Source organism: Arthrobacter sp. CP30 (assembly GCF_053470025.1).
Map to the genome: position 1 here is coordinate 22,137 of NZ_JBQEMM010000015.1, position 25,322 is coordinate 47,458.

Genomic DNA, 25,322 nt, shown 5'->3' on the forward strand with positions numbered 1-25,322 from the left:
TGCCCCCATCCACCCTCGCGGGTCGGTACCGTGGACGGGGTGAACCTCATCAGACGCGGCTGGGCCTGGGCGCTGGACTACGCGTACGTCGGGTTCTGGCAGGCACACGCCTTCCTCGTCCGGGCCGACCCCGCGCAGTACCTGATCCCCGACCCCGATGCCCCCGCGGGCAAGGCGCCCGTCCTGCTGATCCCGGGCATCTACGAGACCTGGCAGTTCATGCGGCCCGTCGCGAAGCACCTCCACGCCGCGGGGCATCCCGTCCACGTGGTGCAGAAGCTCGGCTACAACCGCGGAACGGTCGAGGCGATGGCGCAGCTCGCCGCGGCCTACCTGGAGGAGCACGACCTGACCGACGTGGTGGTCGTGGCCCACAGCAAGGGCGGCCTGATCGGCAAGTTCCTCATGACCATGTCCGGTTCCACCGGGCGCGTGAGCCGACTGGTGGCGGTCAATTCGCCCTTCTCCGGGTCCGTCTGGGCCAACTTCTTCATCCTGCCGAGCATCCGCGCGTTCTCCCCGCACAACCCGACGCTGCTGAGCCTGCGGAACAACCTCGAGCTCAACGGCCGCATCACGTCGATCTACAGCCGCTTCGATCCGCACATCCCCGGTGGCAGCTTCGTCGACGGTGCGCGCAACATCCAGCTCGACACCATGGGCCACTTCCGTCCGATCGCCGATGCGCGGGTCCTGCAGGAGATCGACCGGGCCATCGAGGCGGGGGAGCGCGACAGCGCCTGACCGGCCGGCGGCCGTTCCTTGCGGCCGGGCTACGGGGCGGGCAGGGTAGGGGCATGCGAGGAGTCGAGGACGGCACGCCCGGGGCGGCGGACGCGCTGATCGGCGACCTCCGCGCTCCCGTCGATGGACCGGTGCCGGCGGGGAAGCGGCCGGCCCGGCCACGACGCCGTCCGCTCCTCGCCGTCGCCGGGATCCTGGCCCTGACGGGAGCCGCGTACAGTGCGACGGCGGCCGTGCCGCCGTCGGTGGGTCCGTCCGCGCCGGGTATGCCGGCGCGCCACGCGGATGCCGGACCTGCGGTTCCCGGCGGTGTCGGCGTGCCCCCGAATGTCTGCTCCGTCCACCCGGGGGCCTGCCCCTCGCCGCCCGGAGCCGGCCCGGACGGGACGGCGCGGTTCCTCCCCGACGAGCTGACCGGGACCACGGGCTCCGTGATCATCTGCGAGCCGTCGACAAGAGCCTGCAGACCGCTGGGCCGGCCCTCCACGGACGGCGATGCGCCGCGCACACGGCAGCTCCCGGCGGACGAGGAGCCCGGGGTTCCCGACCACGGAGAGAGCCACGCCTACCGCACGGTGCCGCCCGGGCAGCTCGAACTCATGGGAGTCCGCCTGCCGGACGGAGCGGTCGTTCCGGACGAGCCGTAGCAGGCACGTCGGATAGTTGCTGGAGTGAATCATCCCGCCGCTAGACTTCTTCCGTGCCCAGACTCCTCGCCGACATCACCCCGCTGCGGGAGTCGCCGGCGTTCCGTCGGCTCTATGTCGGCACGGCGCTCTCGGCGATCGGCACGCAGCTCACCATCGTGGCCGTCAGCCTGCAGATCTACTCGCTGACGCAGTCCACCCTCAGCGTCGGCCTCCTCAGCCTCTTCGCCCTCGTGCCCCTCGTGGTGGCGGGACTGTACGGCGGCGCGATCGCCGACGCGCAGGACCGCCGCAAGGTCGCGCTGTACTCCGGCTTCGCACTCTGGGCCACCACCATGGCCATCGCGGCGCAGGCCTGGATCGGCGTGGACAGCGTCTGGCTGCTGTACGCACTGATCGCCGTCCAGTCCGGTGCGGCCGGCATCAACCAGCCCACGCGCAGCTCGATCATCCCGCGCCTCGTCCGGCCGGAACTGCTGCCTGCGGCCAACGCCCTCAGCATGATCACCTTCGGCCTCGCGTTCACCGTCGGCCCGCTGCTCGCGGGCCTGCTCGTCGCGCAGGTCGGCTACGCCTGGACCTATACGGTCGACGTCGTCACGTTCACCTTCGCGCTGTGGGCGCTCTACCGGTTGCCGCCCCTGCCCCCGGAGGGTCCGCAGCGGCGCGCCGGGCTCGCCACGGTCCTCGAGGGCTTCCGTTTCCTCGGAACACGGCCGAACATCCGCATGACGTTCGTGCTGGACCTGATCGCCATGATCACCTCACAGCCCCGGGCGCTGCTGCCCGCAGTCGGGGCGGTACTGATCGGCGGCGGCGAGCTGACCGTCGGGATCCTCCTCGCCTCCGCCGCCTTCGGATCGGTCCTGGCGGGTCTCTTCTCCGGACCCCTCGGTCGCATCCACCGGCAGGGCCAGGCCGTCATCTGGTCGATCGTCGGATGGGGGGCGTCGGTGTCGGGGTTCGGCCTCGTCGTCGTGATGGCAGGGTCCTCGTCCCTGCCGACCCCCGGCGAGGGCGAGTTGTCCGTCTGGGTGCTCCCGGCGGCGGCGTGCCTCGTGCTGTCCGGCATCGCGGACTCCATCAGCAGCGTCTTCCGCAACACCATCCTCCAGTCCGCCACGCCGGACGCGATGCGCGGGCGCCTGCAGGGCGTCTTCATCGTGGTCGTCGCCGGGGGGCCGCGCCTCGGGGACATGGTGGCGGGCGGCCAGGCCTCATGGCTCGGCGAGGGCTGGACCGCCGTCGTCGGGGGCCTCGCGTGCATCCTCCTGGTGCTCGCCGTCGCCCGGTGGCAACCGCGGTTCGCGCAGTACGACTCGCGGCGCCCCGAGCCCTGACCCCCTCGCCCTCCCAGCGCGCGTGCAGAGCCACGTCCTACCATGAGGGGACAGGCAACAACCGTGCGCCGTTCACCCGGACGGAGCGGTCGGCGTCCACAGCGCAAGGAGTACGACGTGCACAACCATTTCAACGGTGCCAAGACGGCGTTGTTGTTCGGCGCCCTCATGGGCATCTTCCTCGTCTTCGGTGCGGTCATCGCGGGAGCGATCGGCAGCTCCATGTTCATCTGGCTGTTCGCCCTGCTCGGCGTCGGCTCGATCGCCTACAGCTACTGGAACAGCGACAAGATCGCCATCCGCAGCATGCGCGCCGTCGAGGTCACGGAGCAGCAGCAGCCAGCCATGTACCGCATCGTCCGCGAGCTGAGCATGCGGGCGCAGAAGCCCATGCCGAGGCTCTACGTCTCGCCCACGCAGGCGCCCAATGCGTTCGCCACGGGCCGCAACCCCGAGAACTCAGCGGTCTGCTGCACCGAGGGGATCCTCCAGCTGCTCGACGAGCGCGAGCTGCGCGGTGTCCTCGGCCACGAGCTGATGCACGTGTACAACCGCGACATCCTCACCGGATCCATCGCGGCGGCGGTCGCCGGCGTCATCACCTCGGTGGCACAGATGTTCGCCTTCACCGGCATGATGGGCGGGAACCGGAACCAGGGCGGCGGGAACGCGATCGGCGCGCTGCTGCTGGCCATCCTGGCACCTCTCGCGGCCGGCCTCATCCAGACGGCCATCGGTCGGACGCGTGAGTTCGACGCCGACGAGGACGGCGCGATCCTCACCGACGATCCGCTGGCCCTCGCCTCGGCCCTCCGCAAGCTGGCGGCCGGCACCCAGCGGGCGCCGCTGCCGCAGGACCAGCGCCTCGTCAACACCTCGCACCTCATGATCGCCAACCCCTTCAAGGGCGGCGGGGTGGGCAAGCTGTTCGCGACGCACCCGCCGATGGACCAGCGCATCGCACGCCTCGAGGGCATGGCCGGGCGGCCGCGGGGCTGAACCCGACGATCCGGCACGACGACGGCGGCCCACCTCCCCGAGGAGGTGGGCCGCCGTCATCGTCGGATGGCGCGGATCAGCGCATGTTGACGAACTGGAGGTCGGCTTCCTCGAAGCCGCGCAGGAGGGTCATGGTCTCCTGCAGGTCATCACGGGACTTCGAGCTGACCCGCAGCTCGTCGCCCTGGATCTGGGACTTCACGCCCTTGGGGCCCTCGTCGCGGATGAGCTTGTTGATCTTCTTCGCGATGTCCTGGGCGATCCCCTCCTTGATGGAGGTCTCCAGGCGGAACTCCTTCCCCGACGGGAACGGCTCGCCGGTGTCGAGGGACTTCAGGGAGATGCCGCGCTTGATCATCTTGGACTGCAGGACGTCGAGGACGGCCAGTACGCGCTCCTCGGAGTTCGCCTTCATCAGGATCTTCTCGCCGCTGAAGTCCACCTCCGCGCCGACCCCCTTGAAGTCGTACCGCTGGGCGATCTCCTTCTGCGCCTGGTTCAGCGCGTTGGCGACCTCCTGCTTGTCCACTTTGCTGACGACGTCGAACGTGGATTCGCTAGCCACGATGCCTCCTGGGGTGATGGGGATTCTTGCCCCCAAGACTATCCGCAACGCCTGTCGCGGAGCGCGCGCGGTCTCACAGGAAGCGGACAGCCGTCTCCGGGTACGTCCACACGGACGGGTGAAACGGTTGGTCCTACCACCTGAGATCCAAGGAGCCAGAACGATGCTCGAAACCGCCCGCCGCCGCTACCGGGTCCGCCTTCGGCGAGCCGTGGCCGGCTCGTTCCTGGCCGCCGCGAGTGCGGCGGCCCTCTCGGGAATGGCTCCGGTGCCGGCCCTCGCCGTCGCGCCGTCGTCCGTCATCGAGACCTCCGACCTCGCGGAGTCGCCGGACTACGACACCGACGGCCTGGTCCGCGGGTTCGACACGGGGTCGACCGTGGGTCTCGCTGTGCCTGCACCGCTCGTACTGGCCGGTCCTGCCGTCGCCGGTTCCGCGAACGCCGGCCCAACAGCGGCCGAGCGCCTGGCCGGGGTGCGATCCGACCTCGACCAGGCCGTCCTCCTCCGCCTCGTGACGTCCGAGCAGGCCGACGGGTTCTACGCGAAGATCCAGCGCCGGGTCGCCGCCGGTCTCTGAGCTGCGCCGTCCCGTGGCAGCCTCCTGGCCCGGTACCTCGGGCCGATTCGTCACCGGGCTGGTTTGTCTGTAAAGTTGTCTTGCCCGCGCTTGCTGCGGGCGGTCTTCCTGTGAAGACGTTCGGCAGATTACCCGAGCGGCCAAAGGGGGCTGACTGTAAATCAGCTGGCAACGCCTACGGGGGTTCGAATCCCTCATCTGCCACAGCAAGGAGAGGCCGGTACAGCCACTGGAAACGGTGGAGGTGCCGGCCTCTCGCGTTGAGACTCCAGGGCCGAGCCCACGGTCTGCACCAGCGCCGACCCTGGAGTCACTGTGGCCCGCCGCACCGCTATCGATCGTGGCGGGCACGCTGCCGTCGCCATGGCCATCCACGCCGCGTCACAGGGCACGTGAACCGTACCGGGCTCACCATCTCCGGGTGGACGGGCGCCGACCAGGACGTATCCATCACCAAGGGGGACACGGTGAACGCCTCCGGTCTCGCGTCGGGCGGTCTCTACCGGGTCGGCGGTGACAGCGGTGAGCATCAGGGGGATTGCCGTTCCGGCATCGGCCGCGGGCGCAGCGTACGGGGTGGATCGTCGGTGACTTGGTCCCTGTTCCAGGGATACTCGCTGCCAGGGTCACCACGCGACCAGCAGGAGCCGCACCCGGTCCAGTGTGGTCGCTCGACAGCGCCGTCTCCATCGCGCAGAAAACCAGGTGGGGCCCGCCGCTCACCGGGCGGGCCCCACCTGGAATCGACCGTCGGCTAGCAGTTCAGTTCGTCTGGGCCTGCAAGGACCGCAAGGTTGCCCTGAACCCGCTCGATGCACCGGCGGACGATGCTCATGCTCTTCTTCACAATCACCATGGCTGAAACCAACTTCCTTGTCGTACTGCCAGTGAGACCACTACACCTGTCTACCCGACGAACATGGGAACTGGGTGACAACAGCGACCGTGGCGGATGAACGGATGATGACGACGTAGTAGCCGGGATTCTTTTCCTCCGCGATGATCTACCCTTCGGCTTCGGACCACGGGAAACAGTGAGGTACCGGCCTTCCGTGGTGAAGTGACCATGGCTCTGCCTGCACTCACCGCCCGAGACATGACGTTCCCGCACCGTTCCGGGTGGACGGGTGACCACCTCCACCGTTGCCGCGTGTGCCTGCCGGTTCTACGCGGGGCTTCGATCCACGTGCCCGGCTGCGCCGTCGGCAGTGCCGCCCGGACGCGCCGACGAGCCCACCGGGGGAGGGCTTCCAGCGATCGTCAGGAACGGATCAGTAGCTCAACTCGTCGGGGCCGGCGAGTACGGCGAGATTCTCCTGTACGCGCTCGATGCAACGCCGGACGATGCCCACACTCTTCGACACGATCACCATTTCCCGTACCTGACCTTCGACTTCGACGCTGGTGAGACCACATCACCTGTCTACGCGGCGAAGATGAGAACCAGATGAGAAGAATCCAAGGGGCACATGAACGATCGGTGACGAGTACGGTGTCCAGCGGCGCCGGCCCCGCCCGGATCAGGCCGGGGGCCTACCGGAGGCGGGGCGTCCCGAGCAGCGGGCGGGACAGGGCCGACCGGTTGAGCGCCAGGGCGACGGTCCACGGCGCAACGAGTGCCGTGACGAGGACCCAGGCGGAGCGTTCCGCGTCGGGGATGTCCAGTAGCCAGAGGACGTACGTGTGGGTCAGGACGACCATCAGGCACCCGACGGCAAGGCGGGTCGCTCCCGCATGGACCACTTCGGGCAGCCGCGTGAACACGCCTTCGAGGATCAGGAGGAGCCCGCCACTGATCAGCACCGCGACCACGATGCTGAGGACCGGGGTGCCGAGTTCGCCGTACTTGATGTCCAGATGCGCCGAGGCCCCCGCGAGGATCGGGGCCGCACCGGCCAGCAGGCACGCACCACCCGTGCGGACCGGATGCCGGACGTGGTCGCGGACGTGCTGCAGTCCCTGGCCTGCGAGCATGAAGACGAGGGCCGCACCGGCGACCCCGACCGACAGGGGTAGCGGAGCGAGGACGTCGCCGAAGCGGTGGATGACCGCGGTGATCCCGATGATGATCCCGATCCGGAGCGCGAGGGGAACGGCTTCGAGCGCGCGGTAGGCGATCGCCGAGAGGAACAGGGCAGGCATGAACCAGTAGGCGCCGAAGGGCCCCGCATTCTCCGAGCCGCCCACGAGGGGCAGGGCCACCCCGTCGCCCGTCAGTTGGCCCCGGTGATCGAGCATGACGAGATGCACGACGAGGGTCAGCCCGAGCCAGGCGATGTAGGGAACCATGATGGTCGCGAACCGCTTCCTGGCTTCCGCGGAGACCGTCCGACGACTGCCCGGCTCGCGAGGCTTCCAGAGGTACCCCGAGAGCAGGAAGAAGGCGGGCACGTGCCACGTGTACAGGCCGGCGTCGACGAGCGGCCCGGACCACACGTGTCCGGCGACGATCCCGACGACCGCGAGGACCCGGAGCGCATCGATGGCACCGGACCGGGACGCCGTCGTGCCGGGCGCATACAGGGTTGCCACGTCATCCTCCGAGGTCTCAGGTGCCCCCTCATCGATTCTAGGCTCGGCCCGGTCACCGAAGTCGGTCCGCACCGGCGCCCGACGGCGCGCTATAGTCCCGCGCCGCTGTGACCTCGAGCGGGGATGCCGGGCCGCGCCGGTCCAAGCACTTCTCCGATCTCCCGTCGACCCGGCCATCCCCGCGGGCGTTCTCCACGAAGAGTCGGTAAGCCCACTTAGGGTGGAGACGTAACGGCAGGGGAGGCCACGATCGGGGACACCGCACACACACGCGTCGGCTGGCTGGACAGCCTGCGGGGCGCCGCCATCCTGCTCGTCGTCCTGCTGCACGCGGGCGAGGCGATCCGCGTCGCCGTGGGGCCGACCGCCGGGGTCGACGAGGTCAATCTCTTCCTCGAGCCGTTTCGCATGCCCGTGCTGATGTTCCTCTCGGGCGTCCTGCTCCCGCAGTCGGTCGCGAAGCCGGGCGGGCGGTACTTCGCCGGCAAGGTCTCCATGGTGGCCTGGCCCTATCTGCTGTGGTCGGTCATCATCCTCGCCGCGAGCGGGGACATCCACCCGGTGTCCGTGCTGCAGATCTTCTACCTCTCGCCGACCTACCTCTGGTACCTGTGGTTCATCCTCGTGTTCTACGCGCTCGCCTACCCGCTGCGCCGCGTACCGCCGCTCGCCGTCGCCGCCGTCGGGCTCGGTGTGTCCCTCCTGCTCCCGGACGGCAGCCGCCCCGAGACCATGGCCTTCCTGTCGGCGTTCTTCTTCTTCGGTGCCTGGTGTGCGCAGCATCCGGGCCGTGTCGAGCGCGCGATCAACCGCCCGTGGGTTCTGGCCGTGGCGACAGGATCCGCTGTCGCGGTCGGTCTGCTCAACGTCTCCGGCCACGAGGTCCTCTACCGCGCGGAGTACGTGTGGGGCGTCGTCGGTGGGTTGGCCGTGGTGTGCTGGATGTTCCCGCGGCTCCGCAGGAACAGGGCGACGTCGGCCCTCGAGTTCGCGGGGCGCTACTCGATCGTGTTCTATGTCGCCCACCTGGGTCCCATCATGATCACGCTGGCGCTCGCCGATGCCCTCGGGGTCGCGGAGGCCTGGTTCATGCTGCCGCTCCTTCTCCTGGCCGGTGTGGGGGTCCCGCTCGGGCTCGCCTGGATGTATTCCACGCGAAAGCACGCGTCCGTCAACCTGCTGTTCGAACTGCCTGCGCTGAAGCGGCGCCCGCGCGAGCGTGCGCGGCGGACGCGGCGGGCGAGGACCTGATCATGCGGACGGGCAGATCGGTCCGGATACGGTCCTCGTCCGTCCTGCCGGGCCGCGCGTAGCCTCCCCCCGCGTCAGGGTCGTGCTGAGCAGGAGGTCCTTGGCCGGTCCGGTCACGTCCCAGCGGTAGTCGATCCTGTTACTGCTCCCCACGGTGAAGTCGACCAGATAGGTGTCCGGCGGGCAGTCGTGGTGGTCGCGGGCGGATCCTGCGGAGAGATCGAGACGGCAGAGCAGCCGCCCGTCCTCGAAGAGCACCTCCACCGCCGTCCCGACACCGGGCATGACCCGGTAGGAGCGCGATGCCGGCCCCTCGAAGGACGGCCACCGGACCGTGCCCAGCTCTGCCCAGTGCAGGCCGTCGGCGTCGGGGGTGAACGTCGTGGTCCCCGTGAAGGTCCCTACGGCGTTCGTGCTTCGGTCCAGGAGATGCCGCCGCGTGGTCCATGAGCCCAGGAGGAAGCCGATCGGGTCCGGGACAGCGAAGGGCGGAGGGATCACGGCAGGACCGAGCCTCGCCTACCGGGTGGACCGGCTGCATCCGGCGGATGCACTTCGCAGGCGCCACGTGCGGAACGTGTGGGCACTGCTGGTACCGCTGGTTGTGCCGGATTTGCTGGTGCTGCTGGTTCTGCAGGCCCCTCGGGCGTTGCGGAACCCTGTGACGCGATGTGCTCCGCGGCGGGCCCCAGTCGCGCCCGCAGGTCGGCATAGGCCGTGGCGCCCGCCTTCGTGAGGGAGACCGGGGTGCTGAGGCCCGGACGGCTACCACCCCACCCGAGGTTCACGAGCTCGCGCCGGTCGAAGTCGTCGAGGATCCGGTCGAGGTCCGCCGCCGGCATGCCGGTTGCCTCCCGCAGGGCTCGGAGACCCACGCCGTCGACGGATGCGAGAGCAGCCAAGACCACGAAGGGATTCGACGTCACGGCGTCCGCCGATGGCGGCAGCGCCGGGCGTCTGCGAACCAGCCACAATCCGCTCGCGGCGAGGGGCGCCATGAGGACTGCGGCAATCACCACCGCGCCCCAGACCGGAACACCGGGCCGGACACCGAACAGGACCCGGGCGCTGTCCACCACGAAGACGGCGAGGTAGGGGATGAGGGCGCCTGCCCCGAGCCGGCGGTCCCAGCCTCGCGGCAGGGTGCTTCGTGCGCGGCGGGCGGCCACGGTCAAAAGAATCAGGGCCAGCAGCACGACGAGCGTGAGCGGCAGCGCTGTCGACGGATGGACATCCGAGAGCATCAGGGTCAATCCTGCCGCGCCGAAGGCGGCAACCACGATGGTCACGATGCCGGTTCCGGTCGACGGCAGGGATCCGAGCCGGTCCGCGGCGGCGTCCGCCTGCGCCAGTAGGGTCGTGCCAGCGCGGGCGCTGGCCGGCAGTGCGGCGTCCTGCATGGCGTCCCCCTCGGCGTCGTCGGCTCCCACGCTAGCCCGTCGTGGACGGCCGTGCACCTTGTGCGGCACCGTGTAAACTGTTAGGCTACCTAACTATGAGCGTCCCCCTGATTGACTCCGATCTGCTGGTCCTTGCGCAGTCCTTCCGCACCACGCTCCGCCACGCGGTGTACCTGAGCCGCTCGATGGACGGTGACGGCGAGCTCACGACCATGCAGATGAGCACGCTGAGCATGGCCGCCGAGGAGCCGCTCCGCGTGAGCCGCATCGCGGCGAACCTCGGCATCCGGGTGCCGTCCGCCACGGAGCAGATCATCAAGCTCGAGCAGGCCGGGCTCGTGAGCCGCACGCCCGATCCCACGGACTCCCGTGCTGTGCTCGTGCAGCTCACGGAGACGGGCCGCTCCGCCTGGGAGGATGCCGGCCGGCGTCGCAACGAACGCGTCGCCGCACTCCTGGCACATCTGGACGACGACGACCGCGCCACGCTCGCAGCGGCGCTGCCCGTCATCGGCAAACTGAGCCGAACCGCCTGAGCCGGACGGCCAGGGACGGCGACTCCGCCGGTCCGGCCGGCACAACCACCCCGCCGTACCGCCTGAGCCGGCGGCCGCATCGCGTGAACGGCGCCTTCGCGGGCACCGTCCAGGCGCCCGAACCACCTGACAACGCATCGAGGAGTACCCCAGTGACCACCCATGCCTCCGCAGAGGCACCAGACAACGCATCCGTCCTCGCCGAGGAGAAGCAGTCCTTCTTCCGCCAGCCCAGGGCCGTCTGGGCCACGGCCCTCGCGGCCGTCTTCGCCTTCATGGGCATCGGTCTCGTGGACCCCATCCTGCCTGCCATCGCCGAGAACCTCGATGCCTCGCCCAGCCAGGTGTCGCTCCTGTTCACGAGCTACTTCCTCGTCACCGCCGTCGCGATGCTGGTCACCGGCGTCATCTCCTCCCGCATCGGAGGCAAGCGGACCCTGCTCCTCGGTCTCGGGCTGATCGTGGTCTTCGCCTCCCTCGCAGGCCTCTCCGGCGACGTGGCCACGCTCGTCGGGTTCCGCGCCGGCTGGGGTCTCGGCAATGCGCTGTTCGTGGCGACGGCGCTCGCCGTGATCGTCGGGGTCGCCAGCGGGGGCACAGCGACGGCGATCATCCTCTACGAGGCCGCACTGGGCCTCGGCATCTCGCTCGGTCCGCTGCTCGGGGCACTGCTGGGCGGCTGGCAGTGGCGCGCACCGTTCTTCGGGACCGCGGGGCTGATGGCCGCGGCTTTCATCGCCCTGGCCGTCCTCCTGCCGGCGACGCCGAAACCCGCGACACGGACCTCCCTGCGTGATCCGCTGCGGGCCCTCCGGCACCGCGGGCTGCGCACCGCGGCCTCGAGTGCCCTGTTCTACAACTACGGCTTCTTCACGATCCTCGCCTTCACGCCGTTCGTCCTCGGGATGGACGCCTACGGCATCGGCGCGGTCTTCTTCGGCTGGGGACTCATGGTCGCGGTCTTCTCCGTCCTGGTGGCCCCCGTCCTTCAGCGGCGGCTCGGCACCACGCGCGTCCTGCTGCTGACCCTCGGGGCCCTGGCGCTGGTCCTCGCGGGACTCACGCTCGCCGCGGAGCGCTCGGTGACCGCCGTCGTCGTCCTCGTGATCGTCTCGGGAGCCCTGCTCGGCATCAACAACACCCTGTACACGGAGCTGGCGATGGGCGTCTCGGACGCGCCCCGTCCGGTCGCCTCGGCCGGTTACAACTTCGTCCGCTGGCTGGGTGGGGCGCTGGCCCCGTTCGCTGCGACGAAGCTGGCGGAGCTCTACAGCCCGCAGGCCACGTACGGCGTGGCCGCGGCCATGGTGCTCGTCGCGGCGGGCGTGGTGCTGGCCGGTCGGGCCTCGCTCACCCACGCGGCGGAATAGTCACTCCGCCTCCGGCACGACGGCGTCATCCTGCGAGGATCGACGTCGTCGTGCCGTCCGCCTCACCCGAGTAGAACCGGTCGATGACCGCCCTGAACCACGGCTCCTGCGGTGCAGCCTCGTCGAAGAGGGTCATGGAGGACTGCAGCTTGCGGGCGTCGATACCGCCGAGGATCGCCTGCGGATCGTTCCCGTCCAGCTCGAGCAGCGCGTGGACACACTCCATGAGCCGCGGCCCGAGAACCGGGTGCGCCAGGTAGGCGACCGCTTCGTCGAGCGAGGAGACGGCGTAGCGGACCGACGTCGGGCTGCTTCCCAGGCTGGCGACCTGCGGGAAGACGAACCACATCCAGTGACCCGTCTTATGGCCCTGCCGCAGTTCCGCGAGCGCCTGGTCGTAGGTGCCGTGCGCGTCCTGGGCTTCGACGAAACGGCTCAGGCGGTAGGGATCGGCGGTCATGCGGGCCTCCGTGGCAGAGCAGTGGTGGTGGGGGTGGAATCTTCATCGGTAGCGAACAGGCCTGACACGGCGCCGGGTCCTCGCTAGCCTTTAAGGATGTCGACAATCAATATCACCGAGGCAAGCTTCCCGGAAACCATCGAGGGCAACGACATCGTGTTCGTCGACTTCTGGGCCGAATGGTGCGGGCCGTGCAAGCAGTTCGCCCCCGTGTACGACGCCGTGTCGCAGCAGCACGAGGACGTCACCTTCGCGAAGGTGGACACCGAGGCCGAGCAGTCCCTCGCCGCCGCAGCGGGCATCACATCGATCCCCACGCTGATGGCCTTCCGCGACAAGGTTCTCGTCTTCTCGCAGCCCGGCGCGCTGAACGCCACGCAGTTCGGCGAACTGGTCGACGCCGTGAAGGGCCTGGACATGAAGGCCGTCCACGAGCAGATCGCCCAGCAGCAGCAGCAGCAGCAGCCCGGCGCCGCTGCCGGCGAGTAGCGGTACCCGCACAGGCTCCGCCCGCTCCGTCTCCACACAGAAGCCCCGCACTCGAGGAGTGCGGGGCTTTCGCTGTCCAGGGACGGCGGGTGGCCGTCAGGCCGTCGCGCCTCAGGCGGGCTGGTCCGAGCGGACGACCTCCGCGGGCTTCGCGAGCAGGGCGCTCAGCGACTCACCGAGGTCCTGGACCGCGGCACCCTTCAGGTGCGTGTCGAGCACCTCGGTGGATTCCCACTGCTCGGTGAGGACGATCCGCTCCTCCTGAGCATCGGTGATCTCGTAGCGGATGCAGCCCGGCTCCTGCACCACCTGCTCGATCGCGATGTCGAGGGCGAGCTTGACGCGGAAGAACTCTCCGTCCAGCGGGGTGAACACGGCGGTGACGTCTACAGGTTGGGTCATGCCTCCCAGCCTAGTGGTGGCCCGGGCACCCCACCCATCGGTGCGGCACCGGGGCGGGAACAGGTGCGGGAACAGGGGTGGCGGCGGCGTGCCGTCGGCGTATCCGAGGCACGGGACGCCGCCCTCCGATCGCGACCTACCGGCTGCGGTGGTCCTCGGGGGAGAGGCGCGGGCCGAACGTGGGCTTCCGGAACCCGCTCGAGTAGAGCGAGCGCACCACACGCTGCCGCTGCCCCTTCCAGGGCTCGAGCAGCTCGATCATCCCGGCGTCGTCCGTCCTGCGGCCCGTGAGCGCCGCGCCCACGTAGGCGGCGAGGTGGTAGTCACCCACGGAGATCGAGTCGGGGCAGCCGTGCGTGCGCTGCACCACTTCCGCGATCGTCCAGACGCCGATCCCGGGAACGGAGCGCAGCCCGGCGCGGACAGCATCACCGCCCGGCCGTGAGGCGAGTCGTTCGAGTCCGCTCGCCACGAGCGCCGCCTTGAGGATGGTCGCCGACCGCTTGGAGTCGACGCCGGCGCGGTGCCAGTCCCAGGAGGGCACCCGGCGCCACTGCTCGGGGGTCGGCGGGAGGCGCAGCCCTGCCGGTGCCACCTCACCGGTGCCGGGCGCCGCGTCCCCGTACCGTGCCAGCAGGTAGCGCCATGCCCTCTTGGCCTCGATCCCGGTCACTTTCTGCTCCAGGATCACGCGGGCCACGGTATCGAGCATCCGGCCGGACGCCGGAAGGCGCAGGCCCGGATTGAGGTAGCGGCCCTTGCGGGCCAGTTCTGGCAGCGTGGCGCGGAACTCGGCGGTGTCGAAACCGCTCCAGTCGTCGTCGGCGCCGAGGAGCCGGGGCAGCGTGGCGAGGGCCGCGGAAGCGCCGGAGCCCCAGGCCCTCGCCTGCACACGGCTCTGGTTGAGCGACCCGCGCTGCCGGAGGGCGAGCGTCACGGGACCGTCCACCGTGCGGAAGGCCAGCCAGTGGTCGGGGCCCTGGCTGATGAAGCTCGGATCGTGGGCGCCGCACTGCAGCGTGCCGATCGTCCGCGTAAGGTCGTAGGGCCCCTCGGGGATCCACTCGGCCGCCTCCGCGCCGGAGGGGACGACGGCGGGGGCGATACTCATGCGTCCATGGTGCCACGGGCGCGGCCTCCGGCCGAGGCCGCCACGGCGCGACACCTACCCCGCGACGGTACGGGCGATCCTCCCGCCGAGCGACGCCGTCGTGCCCTGGCCGCCGAGGTCCCGCGTGAGCGCGTCCCCACCGGTCGCGAGGGTCGATTCGATCGCGGCCAGGATGCCGGCCGCCGCCTCGGGCTCGCCCAGGTGGTCCAGCATCATGGAGGCGCTCCAGATCTGGCCCACCGGGTTCGCGATCCCCTGGCCCGCGATGTCCGGCGCCGATCCGTGGACCGGCTCGAAGAGGCTCGGGAAGGTGCGGTCCGGATTGATGTTCCCGCTCGGTGCCACGCCGATGGTGCCGGTGCAGGCGGGGCCGAGGTCGGAGAGGATGTCGCCGAAGAGGTTGCTGGCCACCACGACGTCGAACCAGTCGGGGTGCAGGACGAAGTTCGCACACAGGATGTCGATGTGGAACTTGTCCACGCGGACGCCGTCGTAGTGCGCGGCCATCGCCTCCACGCGCTCGTCCCAGTACGGCATGGTGATGGAGATGCCATTGCTCTTGGTGGCCGAGGTGAGGTGCTTCTTCTCCCGCTTCTGTGCGAGGTCGAAGGCGTACCGGAGGATGCGGTCCACCCCGGTGCGCGTCATGACGGTGTCCTGGATGACGGTCTCGCGCTCCGTCCCCTCGAACATCCTCCCGCCGACGCTGGAGTACTCACCCTCGGTGTTCTCCCGGACCACCCAGAAATCGACGTCGCCCGGCTTCCGGCCGGCGAGCGGGCTCGTGATGCCGGGGAGCAGACGCACCGGACGGAGGTTCACGTACTGGTCGAAGTGGCGGCGGAACTGCAGCAGGCTGCCCCACAGCGAGACATGGTCCGGGACGACGTCAGGCCAGCCCACCGCGCCGAAGAAGATGGCATCGAAGGCGCGCAGTTCCTCGAACCAGCCGTCGGGCAGCATCTGCCCGTGCGCCTGGTAGTACTCGGCGCTCGCGTAGTCGAAGTCCACGGCGTCCACCCCGAAGCCGTAGCGGTCTGCTGCCGCCCGGAGCGACCGCAGGCCCTCCGGCATGACCTCCTTGCCGATGCCGTCCCCGGCGATGACGGCGATGCGATAGGTCTTCGTCATGGTTCGTGCTCCTCGTCGGCAGGGTGCTTACCGTTCCAGCCTAGGCGCACGGGAGGAAGCGGGTCCGGCCGGTCCGCGGGCCTTGACGCGGGTCCGGACACCTCGGGGTCCGCGGGAGACCGGCCCGGGTGGGCGTCAGGGGCCCAGCCAGGCCAGGACGGCGACGGCGGCGGGCAGCAGCAGTGCGGTCACCAGCAGCCCGGCGACGGCGAAGGGCACCCATCGGACGGTGACGCCCAGCGACCGGAGCCGCTCGGCCCACAGTAGCGTCGCGAGGGAGCCCCAGGGCGTGACGAGTGGCCCGAGGTTGACGCCGATCAGGAGCGCGGCCAGGCGGAGCGGCGTCGTCCCCGACGGCTCGAGCGCCAGGTAGGCGGGCAAATTGTTGACCGCGTTGGCACCACCGGCGCCCACCGCGGCGAGTTGCAGCAGGTCCACGAAGCCCTCGCCGTCACCGGCGGCCGGTGCGAGGAAGGCGTCGAGCCCCTGCGCGTGCGCGGTGGTGACCAGGACGAAGAGGCTGAGCGCGAGGAGGAGTGGATTCACCGGGATCAACCGGAAGGTGAGCGTGCCCCGCCGGCGCACGGCGAACAGGACGGTCAGGACGGCGGCGGCGACGGTCGCGCTCAGGGCCACCGGCACGCCGCTGACGAGCGCCGGCAGGAGGAGCACGAGGACGGCGTACCCCGCACGCAACAGCACCGGATCCTCCGTGGCGCGGGCCTGCGCCGGGCTGAAGCGCCCGACGAGATCGCGCCGGAAGATCAGGAGGAGGACTGCGCAGGGAACCACGACACCGACGATCGCCGGGCCCCACACGAGGCCGGCGAAGGCCACCGGACTCAGCCCGAGGCGCTCCTGCACCAGGAGGTTCGTCAGGTTGGAGACGGGCAGGAGCAGGGACGCCGTGTTGGCGAGCCACACGATCGTCACGGCGAAGGGGAGCGGCGGAAGCCCGGCGCGCCGGGCGAGGAGGACGACGAGCGGCGTGAGCAGAACCGCCGTTGTGTCCAGGGAGAAGAACACCGTGCACACGACGGCGAGGAGGACGGTCACGAGCCACAGCGCGAGCGTCCGGCCACGCGCGAGACCCGCCGCGGCGGCGATGACCCGCTCGAAGACGCCGGCGGAGAACAGCAGGTCCGTCACCACCGTCATGGCGGCCACGAACAGCAGGATCGGCCAGATCCGGGCCCACAGCTCCGTGAGCTCGGCCCCCGGCAGCAGGCCGGTGACGATACACAGGACGGCGAGGCCGGGCAGGATCGCGCGGGAGGCACTGCGTAGGTTCAAGGGCGGGCTCCGTTCCGCCGGAAAGTATGCCACGCGGCGTCGGCCGCGAGCCCTGCGTGACCGGAGGTATCGGCCGCCCCTACCGCCACGACCGGGGCTCCGGCGCCGACCGGGCGCGCGTCACGGGAACGTCCCGCGGCGTAACCGGGGCGCGGAGGTTCGCTCCCGCAGCCGGTAGCGTTGTGGTCATGAAGTACGCCAATTCCATCGTCGAGCTGATCGGCAACACCCCGCTGGTCAAGCTCAACTCCGTCACCGACGGCATCGCAGCCACCGTCCTCGCAAAGGTCGAGTACCTCAACCCGGGCGGATCGGTGAAGGACCGCATCGCGGCGAAGATCATCGACGCAGCCGAGGCCGAGGGCAAGATCAAGCCCGGTGGCACCATCGTCGAACCGACCTCCGGCAACACCGGCGTCGGCCTCGCCCTCGTCGCGCAGCAGCGCGGCTACAAGTGCGTGTTCGTGGTGCCGGACAAGGTGGGGGAGGACAAGCGCAACGTCCTGAAGGCCTACGGCGCCGAGGTCGTCGTCACGCCGACCGCCGTCGCGCCGGACAGCCCCCAGTCCTACTACGGCGTCTCCGACCGCCTGGTCCGCGAGATCCCGGGCGCCTACAAGCCCGACCAGTTCTCCAACCAGAACGGGCCCCTGAGCCACTACGAGACCACCGGCCCCGAGATCTGGGACGACACCGAGGGCAGGCTCACGCACTTCGTGACCGGCGTCGGCACGGGCGGCACCATCACCGGCACCGGACGGTACCTCAAGGAGGTCTCCGCCGACCGTGCGTCGGGCCCCGTCCGCATCATCGGTGCGGATCCCGATGGCTCCATCTACTCCGGCGGCACGGGTCGTCCCTACTTCGTCGAGGGCGTCGGCGAGGACATGTGGCCGGGCTCCTACGATCCGACCGTCCCCGACGAGATCCTCGCCGTGACGGACGCGGAGAGCTTCGAGATGACCCGTCGCCTCGCCCGCGAGGAGGGCCTGCTCGTCGGCGGCTCGTGCGGCATGGCCGTCGTCGCGGCGCTGCGCGTCGCGCGCACCCTCACGGCCGACGACGTCGTCGTCGTGCTCCTGCCCGACGGCGGCCGCGGCTACCTCGGCAAGATCTTCAACGACGACTGGATGAAGTCCTACGGCTTCATGGACAGTGGCGACGACGCCAGCGTGGGCGAGGTGCTGCGCTCGAAGTCGGGCTCGCTGCCGGATCTCGTGCACACGCACCCCACCGAGACGGTGCGCGATGTCATCTCGATCATGGACGAGTACGGGGTGTCCAGCATCCCCGTGCTGTCCCAGGAACCGCCGGTCAAGATGGGCGAGGTGCTCGGGTCCGTGGACGAACGCTCCCTGACCGCCAAGATCTTCCACGGCGAGGCCAAGCTCACCGACAAGATCTCCGAGCACATGGACGCGAAGCTGCCCCTCATCGGGTCGCTCGAATCCGTCGGGACAGCGCGCGAGCGGCTCCAGGACAGCGACACGCTGATGGTGACGTTCGTCGGGTCCCCGGTGGGAATTCTTACGCGCCACGACTTGCTGACCTATATGAGCAAGTAATCCCCCACCACCATTCGCAGGAGCATCGTGACGCACTCTGACGCCCAGGGTTTCAACACCCGAGCCGTCCACGCGGGCCAGACCCCCGACCCTCTCACGGGAGCGGTGATCCCGCCCCTGTACCAGACCACCACGTTCGCGCAGGACGGCATCGGCCAACTGCGCAACGGCTACGAGTACGGCCGCGGCGGCAACCCCACGCGCGACGCGCTGCAGGTGCAGATCGCCGCGCTCGAGGGCGGGAAGCACGCCTTCAGCTTCTCATCCGGCCTCGCCGCCGAGGATGCGCTGATCCGTGCTGCGCTCCGTCCGGGCGACCACATCGTCCTCGGGAACGACGCCTACGGCGGCACCTATCGCCTGATCGACCGCGTGCTGTCCCAGTGGGGCATCACCAACTCCGCCGTCGACATGGCGGACACCGACGCCGTGCAGGCCGCCATCAGCGCGAACAACACCAGGATGGTGTGGGTCGAGACGCCGTCGAACCCGATGATGAAGATCACCGACATCGCGGCGACCGCTCAGCTCGCCCACGACGCCGGGGCCCTGCTCGTCGTCGACAACACCTTCGCGTCGCCCTACCTGCAGCAGCCGCTGACCTTCGGCGCGGACGTCGTCGTGCACTCGACCACCAAGTACATCGGCGGTCACTCCGATGCCAGTGGCGGCGCCGTCGTCGTCGACGACGACGAGCTGGCGGAGAAGATCGGCTTCGTGCAGTTCGCCGTCGGAGCCGTGTCGGCGCCGATGGAGGCCTGGCTGACGACGCGGGGACTCAAGACCTTGGGCGTCCGCATGGACCGGCATTCCTCGAACGCCCTGGCGATCGCCCGCTGGCTGCAGGAGCAGGACGAGGTGGAGCGCGTGTACTACCCGGGCCTGCCCGAGCACCCCGGCCACGACCTCGCCGCGGCGCAGATGAAGGACTTCGGCGGCATGATCTCCGTGACGTTCAGGGGTGGAGCGGAGGCTGCGAAGAAGGTTGCGGAGAACACGAGCGTCTTCATCCTCGCGGAGTCCCTGGGTGGCATCGAGTCGCTCATGAACTACCCGTCGGACATGACGCACGCCTCCGTCAAGGGCACCGAGCTCGCCGTTCCCGAGAACCTGGTCCGGCTGTCCGTCGGCATCGAGGACCTCGAGGACCTCATCGGCGACCTCGAGCAGGCCATCTCGGCACTGCGCTGACAGCTGCTGCACGTGAAGGGCCCCTCCGGTCGGAGGGGCCCTTCGTGTTCTCGGGATCCGCGGGCTCGGAATCGGGCTCGGCGACGGGCTGCGGTGTCGTGCACGTCCTCGGCCCGCGGCGACGCTGATCTGCGGCGTGCCGCGGCCCGACCCGCGCCGGGTCGGTTGAAGCGCGCGCACGACGTCGCGGAGAGTGTCGAGTGCCCGGCAGACCCTAGCGGGACCCGGGCAGCCTGAACCGCTTCTTCGCCTTCGGCTGCGTCAGCTGGAAGTAGTCGCTGCTCTGCGGCAGCCACATGAGCAGCACCGCGACGAGCATGGCCACCGCGACCAGGGACAGCCCCGGGGTGCCCCGCACGATGATGGGGACCCCGACGATGATGCCGATCGTGGAGAGCAGCTCACGCCCGCCCCTCCTGCCCCGCCGCAGCGGGAGCAGGAGGATCAGCTGCAGGACGGCCAGCGCCCCGAACAGTGTGCCGAGCCCGATGAAGCCTGCGCGGTCCGAGTCCTCCATCACCGCGGACGCGATGAACGAGCCGGCCGCGACGGCGAGGAGCACCGAGATCACGAGCCACAGGATGATCGCCGCCCGCAGCGTGAAGGGCCTCGGCGGCAGGGGAGCGGCCACCGATGACGGCCTAGACGCGCGGGGCAACGGTGGCGCTGTGCGTCTCGGTGTCGTAGGAGTAGACCTCCGTGCCGCCGATCCAGACCTGCAGTGCGCGCTGCATGACGTCGAGGGGATCGCCGCTCCACAGGACGAGGTCCGCGTCCTTCCCGACGGCGAGCGAGCCGAGGCGATCGGCGAGTCCGAGGACCTTCGCAGGGTTGATGGTGATCGACCGCAGCGCGGTCTCCCGGTCCAGCCCCTCCTTGATGGCCAGGGTGGCCTGGTGCACCAGGAAGTTGATCGGGATGACCGGGTGGTCGGTGATGATCGAGATCTCGACGCCGGCCCTCGCCAGCTTGCCCGGGTTCGCGATCGAGCGGCCGCGGAGCTCCACCTTGGACTTGGTGGTGAAGAGGGGGCCGATCAGGACAGGGGTGCCCCGCTCCGCGAGGACGTCGCCGAGCAGGTGGGCCTCGGTGCCGTGGTCCAGCACGAGGTCGTAGCCGAACTCGTCGGCGATGCGGATGGCTGTCGCGATGTCGTCGGCACGGTGAGCGTGCTGACGCCACGGGATCTCGCGGCGGAGCACCATGGCCAGGGCCTCCATGTGCGGATCGCGGGCATTCTCGTCGGCCTTGCCCATGTAGTTCTGGGCCTTCATGAAGGCCTCGCGGATCACCAGGGCGGTGCCGAGGCGCGTGGACGGCGTCTTCCCCTTGGCGCCGTAGACCCGCTTCGGGTTCTCACCGAGGGCGGACTTCAGGCCGCTGGGGGAGCGCAGCACCATCTCCTCGAGGTAGCGCCCGTGCGTGTGGAGGGCGACGGCGAGGCCGCCGATCGGATTGCCCGAGCCGGGATTCACATTGACCGTGGTCACGCCGCCCGCGAGCGCGTCGTCGAATCCGGGGTCGAAGGGGTTGATGGCGTCGATCGCGCGGACACCGGCGGTGTTCGGGTCCGTCATCTCGTTGGTGTCGTCACCGGCAACGCCCTCGCCCTCCTCGTGCGTCCCGAGGTGCACGTGGGCGTCGACGAAACCGGGCAGCAGCCACTTGCCGGCGGCATCGACGACGACGGCGCCGTCGGGCACGGTCACGGAAGCGCCGAGCGCGGTGATCCGCCCGTCCTCGACGACGACGGTGCCGTCGAACGGCTCGCCGTCGATCGGGACGACGTGGGCGTTCGTGATGGCGACGATCTGGGGGGAGGACATCGGTGGATGGACCTTTCGCAGCGGGAGGGGTGATTTCCACCATATCCGCACGGGAGCAGCTTCCCGAGGGGGCGTGCCTACACTGGATGAGCCGTTGCCCGCCGAATCCGCGGTGCCCGGCTCCATCCCCGTCCTTCGGAAGGCAAGCATGAGCCAGCGCACTGTCCCGGTGACCCGGCGGGTGCTCGGCGTCGTCGCCGCCCTCGTCGTGGCCGCCGCGCTGGCGACGTGGGCGTACGCCTGGGCCGACTTCATCGGCCTCGACTACCGCGTGTACCGGATGGGCGGGCAGTCCGTGGTCGACGGCGACGGCTCCCTCTACACGCGGTCCTTCGGGGAGGGGGAGGGCTCGCTTCTCTTCACCTATCCGCCGTTCGCGGCGCTCGCCTTCACGGCGTTGACCCTCGTGAGTGCCGAGACCGGTGCCGTGCTCTTCGTGGGACTGTCGGTCCTGATCGCCGCCGCGACCTCGTTCCTCATCACCCGGTATCTCGGCGGCTTCCGGTCGGTGCGCGCCGTGCTCGCCCATCCGTCCGCCCTGCCCCTCGCGATCGCCGGGACCGGGCTCGTGTGCCTGCTGGGGCCGTGGCGCGAGACGATGGCCTTCTCCCAGGTGAACATCCTGCTGTTCGCGATGATCGCGGCCGATCTCCTGTCCGGACCGCACCGCCGCCTGCCCACGGGCCTGCTCACGGGGATCGCGGCGGGCATCAAGCTCACCCCGCTCGTCTTCGGCCTCTACTTCCTGGCACGCGGCGAGTGGAAGCAGCTGTTCACCATGGCCGCGGGCTTCTTCGGGACCATCGCCCTCGGTTTCCTCCTGCTGCCCGCCGAGTCGGCGACCTACTGGCTGCAGATGCTGCGCGATACGGGCCGCATCGGCGGCGAAGGATATGTGGACAACCTGTCGATCCGTGGCGCCATCCTGCACGTGATGGGCCCCGAGTTCCCGTCGACCGTCCCGTGGCTCATCATCTCCCTGCTCCTCGTCGCGGCGGCCACGTACGTCATCCGCGCGGCGCAGCAGCGTGGGGACCGTTTCCTGCCGATGGCCATGACGGCGTTGCTCATGCTGCTGATCTCACCCATCTCCTGGTCCCACCACTGGGTCTTCATCGTCGTGGTCCTCGCCGTCCTCGCGGGCCAGGCCGCCGGCCTCCCCGCGGAGTTGAAGGCCTACCGGACGGCGGCGGCCGCGCTCTTCGTCCCCACCCTGGTGGTGTTCATCTACTCGCCCAAGACCATCGGCCTGCTGTTCGGCGCCGAGGACCTCGACTCGCAGCTGACCACCGGCTGGCTGGTCGCCTCCAGCGCAGGCGTGGTCTGCGCCCTGGCCACGACCGTGTTCTGGGTACTGCTCTCCCGCATCCCTGCACGCCTGTCCACCGCGGGACCGCTCGCGCCGGGAGCCGGCACGAGTGGGGGAGATGCCGGCGGGGAGGGCGTCGTGTCAGAGGACGCACTGCCGGACGACTCCCTCCCCGAGCACACCGCGCGTCACCACGCGCACGAGGACGCCACGGACGAGGCACGCGAGGACGGCGCGTACGACGGCGTCGCGCCCGGCACCCGCCGCCACTGATGGTGCCCGCAACCCGGCGGACGCTCGTGGCCCCCGTGGGCCGCGGACGCGTCGCCGCCGGATGCGCGATCGCGCTCGTCCTCCCGCCGCTGCTGGAGCTGGCCGTCTTCTCGGTGGGCGGCTCCCTGCTCGCCGTCGACGTCCTGTTCCAGATCGCGGGCGTCATCGCGGTCGCGCTGATCGGGGGACTGTGGCCGGCCCTGCTGGCCGCCCTCTGGAGCAGCATCATCCTGATCTACACCTCGACCGAGCCGTTCGGCTCCCTCGAGATCTCCGAGGCCGAGAACGTCGCCACGGTGCTGATCTTCATCGCGGTGGCGGTGACGGTGTCCCTCGTCGTCGGACTGTCCGCACGGCGCTCGCGAGAAGCGGCGATGGCGCAGCAGGAAGCCGCGCTGCTCGGCGACCTCGCGCGGGGAGCGCTCGCCGAGGAGGACACGCTGCAGGGTTTCCTCCGCCACGTCCAGGCCCAGTTCGATGCCGACGCCGTCGTCCTGTTCGCCGGTGCAGCGGACAGCGGCCCGGCGGACGGCGTGTCGGCGGTCAGTGGGGCGGGCCGTGGGGGGTCCGCGGAGCAGGGCCGCAACGGAGGGACCGGGATGGAGCGCAGGGCACTGGCCGTCCGGCCCGGGCCGGACGGCAGCGCCGCGGGTGAGCCGGTCCGCCGTCAGGACCGGCAGGACCGGGCGGTCCGGCGGACTCCCACCGGCCCCGCCGATCCCTGGCCGATCGGTGCGGCGACCGCCGTCGAGCAGGTGGGCGACGACGTCTCGCTGGCTCTCTTCGGCACGGCCCTCTCCGCCCGGGAGCGCGGGCTCCTGCGCGCCTTCGCGGGGCAGCTCCGCGCCCTGCTGCAGCGGCAGGAACTCCTCGCCAGCACGCGGACCAACCGGAGGCTGGTCGAGGGCAACGTCATGCGCACCGCCATCCTCAGATCCGTCTCACACGATCTCCGCACGCCGCTGGCCGGGATCAAACTGGCCGTCAGCAGCCTCCGGCGCTCGGACGTCACCTTCTCGCAGGAGGACGAGGACGAGCTGCTCGCGACCATCGAGGACTACTCGGACCGCCTGGACGCCCTCGTGAACAACCTGCTCGACATGTCGCGCATCAGCGGCGACGCCGTCAACCCGCACCTGCGGCCGCTCAGGTGGACCGACGTCGTCGGCCCCGCGCTCGCCAACGTGCCGGGGGACCGCGTGCACGTGGCCATCCCGCCGAACCTGCCGGCCGTCGACGCGGACCCGGGACTGCTGGAGCGTGTCGTCGCGAACATCGTCGAGAACGCCGTGAAGTACGCACCGGACTCCGCCGTCGAGATCACCGCTTCCGCGGGTGGTACCGGCCGCGCCCTCGTCAACGGCTTCCCGGCCGGCGAACTGCGCGTGATCGACCACGGGCGCGGAGTGTCGCGCGACGACGTGGAGGCCATGTTCCGGCCGTTCCAGCGGCTCGACGACGCCCCGTCCGGCGCCGGCGTGGGGCTGGGCCTCGCGGTCGCCAAGGGATTCACGGAGGTCATGGGCGGGATGCTCGACGCCGAACAGACACCGGGCGGCGGCCTCACCCTCGTCATCAGGCTGCCCATCTCCACCGGAGCGGTGGAGCTGTGACGCGCGTGCTGGTGGTCGACGACGAACCGCAGCTCCTTCGCGCCCTGGAGATCAACCTCCGCGCGTACGGCTACCAGTGCGTGACGGCCGTGGACGGCGAGACGGCGCTCGGGGCCGCGGCGGAGCACCACCCGGACATCATCGTGCTGGACCTCGGCCTGCCGGACATCGACGGCGTCGAGGTCATCCGCCGCATCCGCGGCTGGTCGCAGGTCCACATCATCGTGCTCTCCGCCCGGCACGGTTCCGAGGACAAGGTGGACGCACTCGACGCCGGAGCCGACGACTACGTGACGAAGCCCTTCGGACTGGACGAGCTCCTGGCCCGGCTGCGGGCGGCCGCGCGGCGTGCATTGGTCGAGGCCGAAGCGCCGGTCATCACCACGCCGGACTTCACCCTCGACGCAGGGGCCCGGAGGGTGATCAGGGGCGGCAAGGACGTCCGGCTCACACCCACGGAGTGGAAGATCGTGGACCGGCTGATCGCGCATCCCGGGAAGCTCGTCACCCAGCAGCAGCTTCTCCTCGACGTCTGGGGGCCCGCCTACGCGAAGGACGTGCAGTACCTCCGGGTGTACATGGCGCAGCTGCGCAAGAAGCTCGAACGGGACCCGGCGGCGCCGCGCCACTTCGTGACGGAGAGCGGCATGGGGTACCGCTTCGAACCCTGACCGTGCCTGCGCGAGCCGACCCCT

26 protein-coding genes and 1 tRNA gene are annotated in these 25,322 nt (G+C 70.1%); 16 read left to right on the plus strand and 11 right to left on the minus strand.

Annotated features, from left to right (window positions below; all coding sequences use genetic code 11):
• The first annotated feature begins 39 nt into the window (after nt 1-39).
• The 4 genes from ACTIMO_RS15950 to htpX all read left to right on the plus strand — a co-directional run bounded on the left by ACTIMO_RS15950 (nt 40) and on the right by htpX (nt 3,730).
• Entirely contained in the window at nt 40-744 is a 705-nt protein-coding gene (locus ACTIMO_RS15950; protein ID WP_448183021.1) for an esterase/lipase family protein, read from the plus strand.
• 53 nt (nt 745-797) lie between these two features.
• The gene (locus ACTIMO_RS15955) at nt 798-1,391 is read left to right on the plus strand and encodes a hypothetical protein (RefSeq protein ID WP_448183022.1); all 594 of its coding nucleotides are present in this window, start codon (nt 798-800) and stop codon (nt 1,389-1,391) included.
• A gap of 53 nt (nt 1,392-1,444) precedes the next feature.
• Nucleotides 1,445-2,731 carry an MFS transporter gene (locus ACTIMO_RS15960; RefSeq protein WP_055767857.1) on the plus strand — a complete coding sequence of 429 codons (1,287 nt, stop codon included), beginning with the start codon at nt 1,445-1,447 and terminating at the stop codon, nt 2,729-2,731.
• A gap of 117 nt (nt 2,732-2,848) precedes the next feature.
• Nucleotides 2,849-3,730, plus strand: a complete 882-nt coding sequence (gene htpX / locus ACTIMO_RS15965) for a zinc metalloprotease HtpX (RefSeq protein WP_448183023.1) — start codon at nt 2,849-2,851, stop codon at nt 3,728-3,730.
• Between the two features lie 76 nt (nt 3,731-3,806).
• Here the strand turns inward: htpX and ACTIMO_RS15970 are convergent, their stop codons facing one another.
• Nucleotides 3,807-4,295, minus strand: a complete 489-nt coding sequence (locus tag ACTIMO_RS15970; protein ID WP_191931599.1) for a YajQ family cyclic di-GMP-binding protein — start codon at nt 4,293-4,295, stop codon at nt 3,807-3,809.
• A gap of 163 nt (nt 4,296-4,458) precedes the next feature.
• On the opposite strand from ACTIMO_RS15970, the gene ACTIMO_RS15975 reads away from it, so the two are divergent.
• The 3 genes from ACTIMO_RS15975 to ACTIMO_RS15985 all read left to right on the plus strand — a co-directional run bounded on the left by ACTIMO_RS15975 (nt 4,459) and on the right by ACTIMO_RS15985 (nt 6,326).
• The gene (locus ACTIMO_RS15975; RefSeq protein WP_055767863.1) at nt 4,459-4,875 is read left to right on the plus strand and encodes a hypothetical protein; all 417 of its coding nucleotides are present in this window, start codon (nt 4,459-4,461) and stop codon (nt 4,873-4,875) included.
• 122 nt (nt 4,876-4,997) lie between these two features.
• A tRNA-Tyr gene (locus tag ACTIMO_RS15980) sits at nt 4,998-5,079 on the plus strand.
• A gap of 923 nt (nt 5,080-6,002) precedes the next feature.
• A complete protein-coding gene (locus tag ACTIMO_RS15985) occupies nt 6,003-6,326 on the plus strand; it encodes a hypothetical protein (protein WP_448183024.1) in 324 nt (107 codons plus the stop codon).
• An 82-nt stretch (nt 6,327-6,408) separates the two neighbouring features.
• Here ACTIMO_RS15985 and ACTIMO_RS15990 read toward each other — a convergent pair whose 3' ends face one another.
• Complete coding sequence (locus ACTIMO_RS15990; protein ID WP_422390484.1) at nt 6,409-7,407, minus strand: acyltransferase family protein; 999 nt, start codon at nt 7,405-7,407, stop codon at nt 6,409-6,411.
• Between the two features lie 282 nt (nt 7,408-7,689).
• Here ACTIMO_RS15990 and ACTIMO_RS15995 point away from each other — a divergent pair, with 282 nt between their 5' ends.
• The gene (locus ACTIMO_RS15995) at nt 7,690-8,658 is read left to right on the plus strand and encodes an acyltransferase family protein (protein WP_448183045.1); all 969 of its coding nucleotides are present in this window, start codon (nt 7,690-7,692) and stop codon (nt 8,656-8,658) included.
• On the opposite strand, the gene ACTIMO_RS16000 is transcribed toward ACTIMO_RS15995, so the two are convergent.
• Nucleotides 8,659-9,159, minus strand: coding sequence for a DUF6314 family protein (locus ACTIMO_RS16000; protein WP_448183025.1), 501 nt, complete (start codon nt 9,157-9,159; stop codon nt 8,659-8,661). It lies immediately after the preceding gene.
• Nucleotides 9,156-10,088 carry a hypothetical protein gene (locus ACTIMO_RS16005; RefSeq protein ID WP_448183026.1) on the minus strand — a complete coding sequence of 311 codons (933 nt, stop codon included), beginning with the start codon at nt 10,086-10,088 and terminating at the stop codon, nt 9,156-9,158. Before ACTIMO_RS16005 ends, ACTIMO_RS16000 begins: the two co-directional genes overlap by 4 nt.
• A 65-nt stretch (nt 10,089-10,153) precedes the next feature.
• Between ACTIMO_RS16005 and ACTIMO_RS16010 the strand changes: the two genes are divergently transcribed.
• Both ACTIMO_RS16010 and ACTIMO_RS16015 read left to right on the plus strand, forming a co-directional pair.
• Nucleotides 10,154-10,594 (plus strand): MarR family winged helix-turn-helix transcriptional regulator, encoded by a 441-nt coding sequence (locus ACTIMO_RS16010; RefSeq protein ID WP_448183027.1) that lies wholly within the window; start codon nt 10,154-10,156, stop codon nt 10,592-10,594.
• Between the two features lie 152 nt (nt 10,595-10,746).
• Nucleotides 10,747-11,964, plus strand: coding sequence for an MFS transporter (locus ACTIMO_RS16015; protein ID WP_448183028.1), 1,218 nt, complete (start codon nt 10,747-10,749; stop codon nt 11,962-11,964).
• Between the two features lie 25 nt (nt 11,965-11,989).
• On the opposite strand, the gene ACTIMO_RS16020 is transcribed toward ACTIMO_RS16015, so the two are convergent.
• Nucleotides 11,990-12,424 carry a DUF1810 domain-containing protein gene (locus ACTIMO_RS16020; protein WP_448183029.1) on the minus strand — a complete coding sequence of 145 codons (435 nt, stop codon included), beginning with the start codon at nt 12,422-12,424 and terminating at the stop codon, nt 11,990-11,992.
• Nucleotides 12,425-12,520: 96 nt separating this feature from the next.
• Between ACTIMO_RS16020 and trxA the strand changes: the two genes are divergently transcribed.
• Nucleotides 12,521-12,913: a thioredoxin gene (gene trxA / locus ACTIMO_RS16025; protein WP_448183030.1), complete on the plus strand. Its 393-nt coding sequence runs from the start codon at nt 12,521-12,523 to the stop codon at nt 12,911-12,913.
• A gap of 111 nt (nt 12,914-13,024) precedes the next feature.
• Here trxA and ACTIMO_RS16030 read toward each other — a convergent pair whose 3' ends face one another.
• The 4 genes from ACTIMO_RS16030 to ACTIMO_RS16045 form a co-directional block, all read right to left on the minus strand.
• The gene (locus ACTIMO_RS16030; protein ID WP_055767892.1) at nt 13,025-13,315 is read right to left on the minus strand and encodes a putative quinol monooxygenase; all 291 of its coding nucleotides are present in this window, start codon (nt 13,313-13,315) and stop codon (nt 13,025-13,027) included.
• Nucleotides 13,316-13,451: 136 nt separating this feature from the next.
• Entirely contained in the window at nt 13,452-14,426 is a 975-nt protein-coding gene (locus ACTIMO_RS16035; RefSeq protein WP_422390479.1) for a DNA-3-methyladenine glycosylase family protein, read from the minus strand.
• A 54-nt stretch (nt 14,427-14,480) separates the two neighbouring features.
• Entirely contained in the window at nt 14,481-15,557 is a 1,077-nt protein-coding gene (locus ACTIMO_RS16040; RefSeq protein ID WP_448183031.1) for a tartrate dehydrogenase, read from the minus strand.
• A 135-nt stretch (nt 15,558-15,692) separates the two neighbouring features.
• Nucleotides 15,693-16,850 carry an SLC13 family permease gene (locus ACTIMO_RS16045; RefSeq protein ID WP_448183032.1) on the minus strand — a complete coding sequence of 386 codons (1,158 nt, stop codon included), beginning with the start codon at nt 16,848-16,850 and terminating at the stop codon, nt 15,693-15,695.
• 188 nt (nt 16,851-17,038) lie between these two features.
• Between ACTIMO_RS16045 and ACTIMO_RS16050 the strand changes: the two genes are divergently transcribed.
• Both ACTIMO_RS16050 and ACTIMO_RS16055 read left to right on the plus strand, forming a co-directional pair.
• The gene (locus tag ACTIMO_RS16050) at nt 17,039-18,415 is read left to right on the plus strand and encodes a cystathionine beta-synthase (RefSeq protein WP_448183033.1); all 1,377 of its coding nucleotides are present in this window, start codon (nt 17,039-17,041) and stop codon (nt 18,413-18,415) included.
• 27 nt (nt 18,416-18,442) lie between these two features.
• Complete coding sequence (locus ACTIMO_RS16055) at nt 18,443-19,606, plus strand: cystathionine gamma-synthase (protein WP_422390477.1); 1,164 nt, start codon at nt 18,443-18,445, stop codon at nt 19,604-19,606.
• Nucleotides 19,607-19,820: 214 nt separating this feature from the next.
• Here the strand turns inward: ACTIMO_RS16055 and ACTIMO_RS16060 are convergent, their stop codons facing one another.
• Entirely contained in the window at nt 19,821-20,237 is a 417-nt protein-coding gene (locus ACTIMO_RS16060) for a hypothetical protein (RefSeq protein WP_055767909.1), read from the minus strand.
• A gap of 10 nt (nt 20,238-20,247) precedes the next feature.
• Nucleotides 20,248-21,432, minus strand: coding sequence for an amidohydrolase (locus tag ACTIMO_RS16065; RefSeq protein ID WP_448183034.1), 1,185 nt, complete (start codon nt 21,430-21,432; stop codon nt 20,248-20,250).
• A gap of 148 nt (nt 21,433-21,580) precedes the next feature.
• On the opposite strand from ACTIMO_RS16065, the gene ACTIMO_RS16070 reads away from it, so the two are divergent.
• Genes ACTIMO_RS16070 through ACTIMO_RS16080 form a run of 3 tightly spaced genes read left to right on the plus strand, consistent with a single transcriptional unit; the run spans nt 21,581 to nt 25,298 of the window.
• Nucleotides 21,581-23,014, plus strand: coding sequence for a glycosyltransferase 87 family protein (locus tag ACTIMO_RS16070; RefSeq protein WP_448183035.1), 1,434 nt, complete (start codon nt 21,581-21,583; stop codon nt 23,012-23,014).
• Nucleotides 23,014-24,627 (plus strand): ATP-binding protein, encoded by a 1,614-nt coding sequence (locus tag ACTIMO_RS16075; protein ID WP_448183036.1) that lies wholly within the window; start codon nt 23,014-23,016, stop codon nt 24,625-24,627. The genes ACTIMO_RS16070 and ACTIMO_RS16075 overlap by 1 nt, the downstream gene beginning before the upstream one ends.
• Nucleotides 24,624-25,298: a response regulator gene (locus tag ACTIMO_RS16080; RefSeq protein ID WP_422390473.1), complete on the plus strand. Its 675-nt coding sequence runs from the start codon at nt 24,624-24,626 to the stop codon at nt 25,296-25,298. The genes ACTIMO_RS16075 and ACTIMO_RS16080 overlap by 4 nt, the downstream gene beginning before the upstream one ends.
• The last annotated feature ends 24 nt before the right edge of the window (nt 25,299-25,322 follow it).

Excerpts from the sequence above, each read along its gene's own strand:
- ACTIMO_RS15955 (WP_448183022.1), top strand. The coding sequence starts at position 798 with ATGCGAGGAGTCGAGGACGGCACGCCCGGGGCGGCGGACGCGCTGATC.
- ACTIMO_RS15975 (WP_055767863.1), top strand. The coding sequence starts at position 4,459 with ATGCTCGAAACCGCCCGCCGCCGCTACCGGGTCCGCCTTCGGCGAGCC.
- ACTIMO_RS16010 (WP_448183027.1), top strand. The coding sequence starts at position 10,154 with ATGAGCGTCCCCCTGATTGACTCCGATCTGCTGGTCCTTGCGCAGTCC.
- ACTIMO_RS16020 (WP_448183029.1), bottom strand. The coding sequence starts at position 12,424 with ATGACCGCCGATCCCTACCGCCTGAGCCGTTTCGTCGAAGCCCAGGAC.
- trxA (WP_448183030.1), top strand. The coding sequence starts at position 12,521 with ATGTCGACAATCAATATCACCGAGGCAAGCTTCCCGGAAACCATCGAG.
- ACTIMO_RS16030 (WP_055767892.1), bottom strand. The coding sequence starts at position 13,315 with ATGACCCAACCTGTAGACGTCACCGCCGTGTTCACCCCGCTGGACGGA.
- ACTIMO_RS16035 (WP_422390479.1), bottom strand. The coding sequence starts at position 14,426 with ATGAGTATCGCCCCCGCCGTCGTCCCCTCCGGCGCGGAGGCGGCCGAG.
- ACTIMO_RS16040 (WP_448183031.1), bottom strand. The coding sequence starts at position 15,557 with ATGACGAAGACCTATCGCATCGCCGTCATCGCCGGGGACGGCATCGGC.
- ACTIMO_RS16050 (WP_448183033.1), top strand. The coding sequence starts at position 17,039 with ATGAAGTACGCCAATTCCATCGTCGAGCTGATCGGCAACACCCCGCTG.
- ACTIMO_RS16065 (WP_448183034.1), bottom strand. The coding sequence starts at position 21,432 with ATGTCCTCCCCCCAGATCGTCGCCATCACGAACGCCCACGTCGTCCCG.
- ACTIMO_RS16070 (WP_448183035.1), top strand. The coding sequence starts at position 21,581 with ATGAGCCAGCGCACTGTCCCGGTGACCCGGCGGGTGCTCGGCGTCGTC.
- ACTIMO_RS16075 (WP_448183036.1), top strand. The coding sequence starts at position 23,014 with ATGGTGCCCGCAACCCGGCGGACGCTCGTGGCCCCCGTGGGCCGCGGA.